Annotated in this window: 5 protein-coding genes and 1 tRNA gene; 4 read left to right on the top strand and 2 right to left on the bottom strand. The window is 43.2% G+C overall.

Translation table 11 applies throughout. The annotated features are described in order from the left end of the window. Nucleotides 1–18: 18 nt before the first annotated feature. A complete protein-coding gene (tig, locus tag MJ612_RS14885; protein WP_187030844.1) occupies nt 19–1341 on the bottom strand; it encodes a trigger factor in 1323 nt (440 codons plus the stop codon). A gap of 75 nt (nt 1342–1416) precedes the next feature. Beyond that, nucleotides 1417–1498 (bottom strand) — tRNA-Leu (locus tag MJ612_RS14890). A gap of 382 nt (nt 1499–1880) precedes the next feature. On the opposite strand from MJ612_RS14890, the gene MJ612_RS14895 reads away from it, so the two are divergent. Genes MJ612_RS14895 through MJ612_RS14910 form a run of 4 tightly spaced genes read left to right on the top strand, consistent with a single transcriptional unit; the run spans nt 1881 to nt 6209 of the window. After that, complete coding sequence (locus MJ612_RS14895; RefSeq protein WP_187030843.1) at nt 1881–4067, top strand: RelA/SpoT family protein; 2187 nt, start codon at nt 1881–1883, stop codon at nt 4065–4067. Between the two features lie 28 nt (nt 4068–4095). Beyond that, on the top strand, nt 4096–4590 hold the full coding sequence (locus MJ612_RS14900; protein ID WP_187030841.1) for a Fur family transcriptional regulator: 495 nt from the start codon (nt 4096–4098) through the stop codon (nt 4588–4590). Beyond that, complete coding sequence (locus MJ612_RS14905) at nt 4568–4918, top strand: STAS domain-containing protein (protein ID WP_187030839.1); 351 nt, start codon at nt 4568–4570, stop codon at nt 4916–4918. The genes MJ612_RS14900 and MJ612_RS14905 overlap by 23 nt, the downstream gene beginning before the upstream one ends. Before the next feature lie 7 nt (nt 4919–4925). Beyond that, nucleotides 4926–6209, top strand: coding sequence for an adenylosuccinate synthase (locus tag MJ612_RS14910; protein WP_187030837.1), 1284 nt, complete (start codon nt 4926–4928; stop codon nt 6207–6209). Nucleotides 6210–7041 lie beyond the last annotated feature (832 nt).

Raw genomic sequence — 7041 nt, forward strand, 5'->3', positions numbered from 1 at the left:
ATTTATATCGCTCTGTACTTAGAACGAAAGGTTTCTGAAGTCCTCTGCAGAGATTGTTTTCTCTACAACAGTCATCTTTTCTTTTAGTTTAGCGAGCACCTTCTCGGCCAGCAGTTGCTCGTACTCGTTGATGTAGTTACGGCCATTGTCCTGCTGCAGATACTGGTTTGCATAATTGTTCATGCTTTCTACCAGTTCTTCAGGTACTTCCGGCATATTAAACTGCGCAAGCATCTTTTCTTTCGTGCTGTTTACGACTTCTTCGTTGCTTACTTTCAGCTCGTTCTCTTCTACAACCTTGTTCTTGATCATAGACCACTTCAGCTCACGCGTATACTTGTCAAAGTTCTCTTCGATCTGCTCAGTAGTTAAACGGCCTTCGTTCGTAACTTGTAACCAACGCTTAAAGAAGTCAGCCGGAAGCTCAATGTTCAGGTTATCAACCAGTGTATCGATGATATTGCGGTTAAGCAGGTTATCAGCTTCACGGTCATAGTTTTCTTTAATCGTTTCACGGATCTTAGCATCGAAGTCTTCCTGCGTAGTTACTGCGTCTTTACCGAAAAGCTTATCGAAAAGTTCTTGGTTAAGTTCAGCAGACTCCGTACGGTTGATCTTTTCTACAGTAAATTCAAACTCACCGTTCAGGTCAGCAGTTACTTCTTTGCTTAAACCAGTTACGTGCGCAAGGGCAGCGTTATCATCACCAAAAGCCTTACGGATATCGAAACGGATAACATCACCAGCTTTAACGCCAACAAACTGCTCTTTGCCAGCTACTACACGTGTAGTCGGGATTAAAGTTTTAGACTCAAACTCTCCATCAACCTGTTTCAGGTCGCCATAAATAAAGTCACCTTCTTCTGATGTCTCAGGATTAGTGGTTTTACCGAACTGGCGCTTGATGTTTTCGTAAGCTTCGTCAATGGTTTTCTGGTCAACTTCAATTGCGTAACCCTCTACGCTCTTATCCAACGGAAGGTTGAAATCTGGAAGTAAACCAACTGCATATGTGAATTCAAAGTCTTTCTGGTTGTCCCAGTCAATGTTAGCCTGGCTTGGCTCCGGAAGTGGCTCGCCCAGCAGCTTTACATCATTGTCCTTAATGTATTTAGAGATTTCTTCCTGAAGCAGTTTGTTGATCTGCTCAACCAGGATGCTCTTGCCATACATCTTTTTTACAAGTCCGGCAGGCACTTTACCAGGTCTGAAACCTTTGATCTGTGCTTTTTTGCTATACTCTTTTACCTGCTGGTCTACTTTAGAAGCGTAGTCAGCTTCTTCCAGTACCACCTTCAGTTGCGCATTTGTGCTGTCGGTTTGGTTTAATGTAATATTCAAGGCTATAAATTTTTAATTTGATATATCCAGTAATAACAAACCCCCAACATGACTGCTGAGGGTTTGTTTTTGTTGTGCGGATGGAGGGACTCGAACCCCCATGCCTCGCAGCGCTAGATCCTAAGTCTAGTGCGTCTACCAATTTCGCCACATCCGCATAATGTGTGCTTGTTTGTAATGATGATGCAAAATTACAACGCAGATTCTTATTTGCAATACCTGTCTGAAAAAAAAGTGAAGATTTTTTTAAGGTCTATACCTAAGTTGTTAATTATGTTTTGCTTAGCTGTGTAAAAATTTTTCAGAAAGTACAGCTACCGCAACGATACTTTTGAAAACAGCTGCTCTTTAACAGTAAGTAAAGGTTTATGTGCGGTCATTTATAACTATACCGTGCAGCTTTTGCAGACAGCTATTGATAGCAGCTATTTATCCTGTATATTTGAAACTTACTAGGTCAGCAGCTGTTTTATAATAATAGGTTAAGCGCTGTAAGCCTGCATAGTGGTCACCCGCTTTTTCTGATACCTACTAGTACTATGATTGATCCGGAAGCAGAACGCAAAGAGATCTTACGACTTTACAGAAGATTACTTCGGCATGCGAAGCCTTTCTTAAAAGACAATGATGCCAAAATAATTAAGAAAGCCTTTAATACATCGGTGGAGGCGCATAAAGATATGCGTCGTAAATCCGGTGAGCCTTATATCTATCATCCGATAGCAGTTGCCCAGATAGCTGTAGAGGAAATCGGCTTAGGTACTACTTCTATAGTTGCTTCGCTTTTGCATGATGTGGTGGAAGATACCGAGATGGAAATCGAAGACATTGAGCGTGACTTCGGCCCAAGTGTAGCGCGTATTATAGAAGGCCTTACTAAAATTTCGGGTGTTTTTGATTATGGTACTTCGCAGCAGGCAGAGAACTTCCGCAAAATGCTGCTTACTCTTAGCGATGACGTACGGGTTATACTTATAAAGATTGCTGACCGCCTGCACAACATGCGTACGCTGGATAGTATGCCGCGTCATAAACAGCTCAAGATCGCATCCGAAACGATGTATTTGTATGCGCCGCTTGCACATCGCCTTGGTTTGTATGCCATCAAATCTGAGCTGGAAGACCTATATCTGAAGTATACCGATACGGATACATATAAAGATATCTCTAACAAGATACGTCAGACGCGTAGTGCCCGCAATAAGTTTATTAAGGATTTTATCTCTCCGATAGAAGAAGAACTGGACAAGCATGGGTTTAAATTCAACATTAAAGGCCGCCCTAAATCTATTTATTCTATCCTTAAGAAGATAAAGAAGCAGAACATCACGTTCGAAGAAGTTTACGACCTGTTTGCAATCCGGATTATACTTGATGTGCCTCTGGAAAATGAGAAGGCAGCTTGCTGGCAGGTATATTCTATTATAACAGACTTTTACCAGCCAAACCCGGATCGCCTGCGCGATTGGGTAAATACACCAAAGGCTAACGGTTACGAATCTTTGCACACTACTGTAATGAGTAAATCGGGGCAGTGGGTAGAAGTGCAGATACGTACCAAGCGTATGGATGAGATTGCCGAACGTGGCTACGCAGCTCATTGGAAGTATAAAGATGGCCCGGGTTCAGAATCTGGTCTGGAACTATGGATAAACAAGGTGCGGGATATGCTGGAGAACAACACCGGCAATGCACTGGAATTTATGGATGAGTTCCGGAAAAACCTCTTTGTGGAAGAAGTGTTTGTCTTTACTCCGAAAGGTGAGCTGATTATACTTCCTGATAAAGCTACCGCACTGGATTTTGCGTTTGAGATACATAGCCAGATTGGTTTGCATTGCCTTGGTGCAAAAGTTAATCAGAAGCTGGTGCCACTTAGCTACAGGCTTTATAATGGTGACCAGGTGGAGATCCTGACTTCGCAAAAGCAGAAGCCGAACGAAGAATGGTTAAACTATGCTGTTACTTCCAAAGCAAGATCGCGCATAAAAGAGGCTTTGCGCGAAGAGCGCAAGTATAGATCAGAACAAGGTAAAGTGCTGCTTGATAAGCGCCTGGCTCAATTAAAGATTGTAGATAACCAGTCGAATATGAACAAGCTGCTGGCTTTCTTTAACGTGCCATCGGTACAGGATTTATACTATAGACTAGCAACAGGTTACATTGATCCTAAAAATATCAAAGAAGTCATCTTTACTGCCACTGCCGAAAAAGGAAGCTCTACCCTTGACCCAAAAAACTTTGATAGGGAAGTACAGAAAATTCGTGGCGTTAACTCTGACATGCTCGTGATAGGGGAGAATACCTCTAACATGAACTATAAAATATCTACGTGTTGTAACCCTATACCTGGCGATGATGTGTTTGGCTTTGAAACCGGCGACGAAGATATTGAGATACACCGTACCAACTGCCAACGGGCTATTGAACTTATGTCGAATTATGGTAACCGTATCGTGCGTGCCAAGTGGACAGATCAGAAAGAACTGGCATTTCTGGCTGGTATCCGCATAAAAGGTACCGATAGAGTAGGTTTAGTTAATGACCTGACACGCATTATTTCGAACAGCTTAAGAGTGAACATGCGCTCTATTACCATCGATTCGCATGACGGTATATTTGAAGGAAACATCATGGTATTCGTAAACGATACCGGCCACCTGGATAAACTGATACAGCGCATGGGGAAAGTGAACGGTATACTTACCGTTGAACGTTTCGATTAGAGCTGTCAGCTAAACTATAAAAGAAAATATGGCATTAGATCCTATAAAATTTGAAGAGGTAAAGAAGATTTTTACCGCCTACCTGGAGAGCAAGGGCCTGCGCAAAACGCCGGAACGCTATGCTATCCTGGAAGAGATCTACTCCCGCGACGGTCATTTTGATGTGGAGTCGCTTTATATAAGTATGAAAAACAAAAACTATCAGGTAAGTCGGGCTACAGTATATAATACACTGGACCTGCTGGTAGAAAACGATCTGGTAAGCAAGCACCAGTTTGGCCGTAACCTGGCGCAGTACGAGAAATCGTATGGTTACCGTCAGCACGACCACGTAATTTGTACCGAGTGCCACAAAGTAGTGGAGTTTTGCGACCCGCGTGTGCATCAGATACAAACTATGGTGGGCGAACTGTTAAATTTTCATATCTTGCACCATTCTCTAAACCTATATGGTATTTGCGGCGATTGCCGCGCCAAAAAAGCGACCAAGGAGCAGAAACATGAAGTACCAGACAGAGCTTAAAGATGATATGCTATTCTTGCGGCTGCAGGGCGACCTGATTGCCGGCAAAGACACGCAGCATATGATCGAAGAGGTGGATGGGTTACAACAGGGCAAAGTAATGCTTTGTGCTGTAGACTTGTCCAGTGTCAGGTTTATGGATAGCAGCGGCATGGGGGTGCTCGTATCGTTGCTTACCAAATTCAGAAACCGGGGCGGAGAGCTTGTGCTCATTAAGCCATCAGATCATATCCGTAAGCTGCTCATCGTTACTAAGCTCAATGCAATCTTTACTATTGCTGAAAACGATGACTACGCGGCACAATTCTTAAAAGAATCAATTTACTAACACTTAAATGGCAGTTGATATTTTATTAGGTCTGCAGTGGGGCGACGAAGGCAAAGGAAAAATCGTCGACGTACTTGCACCTACCTATGACATTGTAGCCCGTTTCCAGGGAGGCCCTAATGCAGGCCATACATTAGAATTTGAAGGCACTAAACACGTGCTGCACCAGATTCCATCAGGTATTTTCCATCCCCATATCCAGAATATTATCGGCAATGGTGTAGTACTGGACCCGATTGTGTTCCGTACCGAGATGCAGAAACTGCAGGATCGTGGTGTTGATGCTGCCAGAAATCTGTATATCTCCAAAAAAGCGTCTCTTATACTTCCATCACATAAAGTACTGGATAGAGTTTCTGAAGAAGCGCTGGGAAGTGGTAAGATTGGTTCTACTTTAAAAGGAATTGGTCCGACGTATCAGGATAAAATTGGCCGTGTAGGGTTACGTGTTGGTGATATACTAGCTGCTGATTTTAAAGAACGATATAACAAGCTGGTAGATCGGCATCGTAAAACAGTTGAATTTTATGGCCAGGCTCTGGAGTTGGGAGAGCAGGAACAATTGTTCTTTGAAGCTGTAGAATATCTGCGCACACTAAAACTTGCTGATACCGAGTACCTGATTAATGAGGCCCTGCAAAATGGGAAGCGTATATTGGCTGAAGGAGCACAGGGTTCTCTGTTAGATGTAGATTTTGGTACATACCCTTTTGTTACTTCATCAACAACAATGGTGGCCGGTGCCTGCACAGGTTTAGGAGTTGCTCCAAAATACATAACCGAAGTGTATGGAATCTTTAAGGCTTACTGCACGCGAGTAGGTAGTGGTCCTTTCCCAACAGAACTTTTGAATGAGGAAGGCGAAGCAATTAGGCAGGCCGGACGCGAATTCGGTTCCACAACAGGCCGCCCACGTCGCTGTGGCTGGGTAGACTTGCCTACTTTAAAGTATAGCATCATGCTGAATGGAGTAACGCAACTGAACATGATGAAGGCGGATGTGCTGACAGACTTTGATACAATAAAGGTTTGTACACATTACAAATTGCCATCAGGTGAGATAACAGATAAGTTGCCACATTCTTTAGAAATAGAAGGGCTAGAGCCAATCTATGAAGAATTGCCGGGTTGGAAAGTAGATCTTAATAAAATAGTAAGCACAGAGGAGTTGCCAGAAGCATTCCAAAATTATCTGACATATATAGAGTCTCACTTAAATGTACCTATAACAATAGTGTCTGTAGGACCTGATAGAAAGAGCACACTAAGAAGAGAAGCAGAGAAAGTATAGGCTGCAATACAAAGAGGTAAGCCCCGGTAGAAATACTGGGGCTTTTTGTTTATGATAGAACTACAAAGTAAGAAGTAAAGAAATAGCTAAAAAAGGGAATAAAGGTAATTTATAGTTGAAGCTTTGTAAGCATCAAAAAAACCTTTCACAAGCAGGAACTTCCGAAGGCCCAGGCTGGCTGTTACCACTCTGCGTCCGGCCGGGACAGCAGGCAAAGCTTGGTAAAGGCTAAAGATCAAAAGCATGATTGGAGCAAGCTAACAGGGGTTGCAGGAAAATAATCTTCCACAGTGTCAGCGACTTAAGCAGCTTGAATAAAAAAGGTTGGCTACAGGTGTTGCAAAGAGAAAAGAAACAGCTACTTTTGCATCCCGTTCAGCAGGAAGGGCAGTGAAAAGGGGAAGGAAAAGAGAAAAGGCGGTGCGGGTGCAAACCCTGTCTGCTAGACAGCCAAGGCTGTTTTTAACCTTTCCACACTAGAAAATAAATTTCTTTTTTGTTTGCAAAGCTCACAAGATTGCTTGTATCTTTGCACTCCCAATCAGATGCTGGTTGGCCCTGGTTCCGGTAGCAGATCGGGCGGGGAAAAAGCCTTGGGACCCTTGCTGGTTGCAGGGGCTGAAAAAAAGAAAAAAAATTACGGGCAGGGTATTGCAGATTGTAAAAAGCTTCTTACCTTTGCACTCCCAATCGGACGGACGGTCGGAGGGGAAAACAAAAACAACACAGCATATAACACAGGGGTTATTGACAGAATAGCCTGCCTGCTTAATAGCAGGGCACTTTCAACAAAGCTTTCCGCACGACAGGTGTGGTAGGTAGTTGAGAAAAG

It is taken from the genome of Pontibacter deserti, assembly GCF_023630255.1.
GTDB lineage: Bacteria > Bacteroidota > Bacteroidia > Cytophagales > Hymenobacteraceae > Pontibacter > Pontibacter deserti.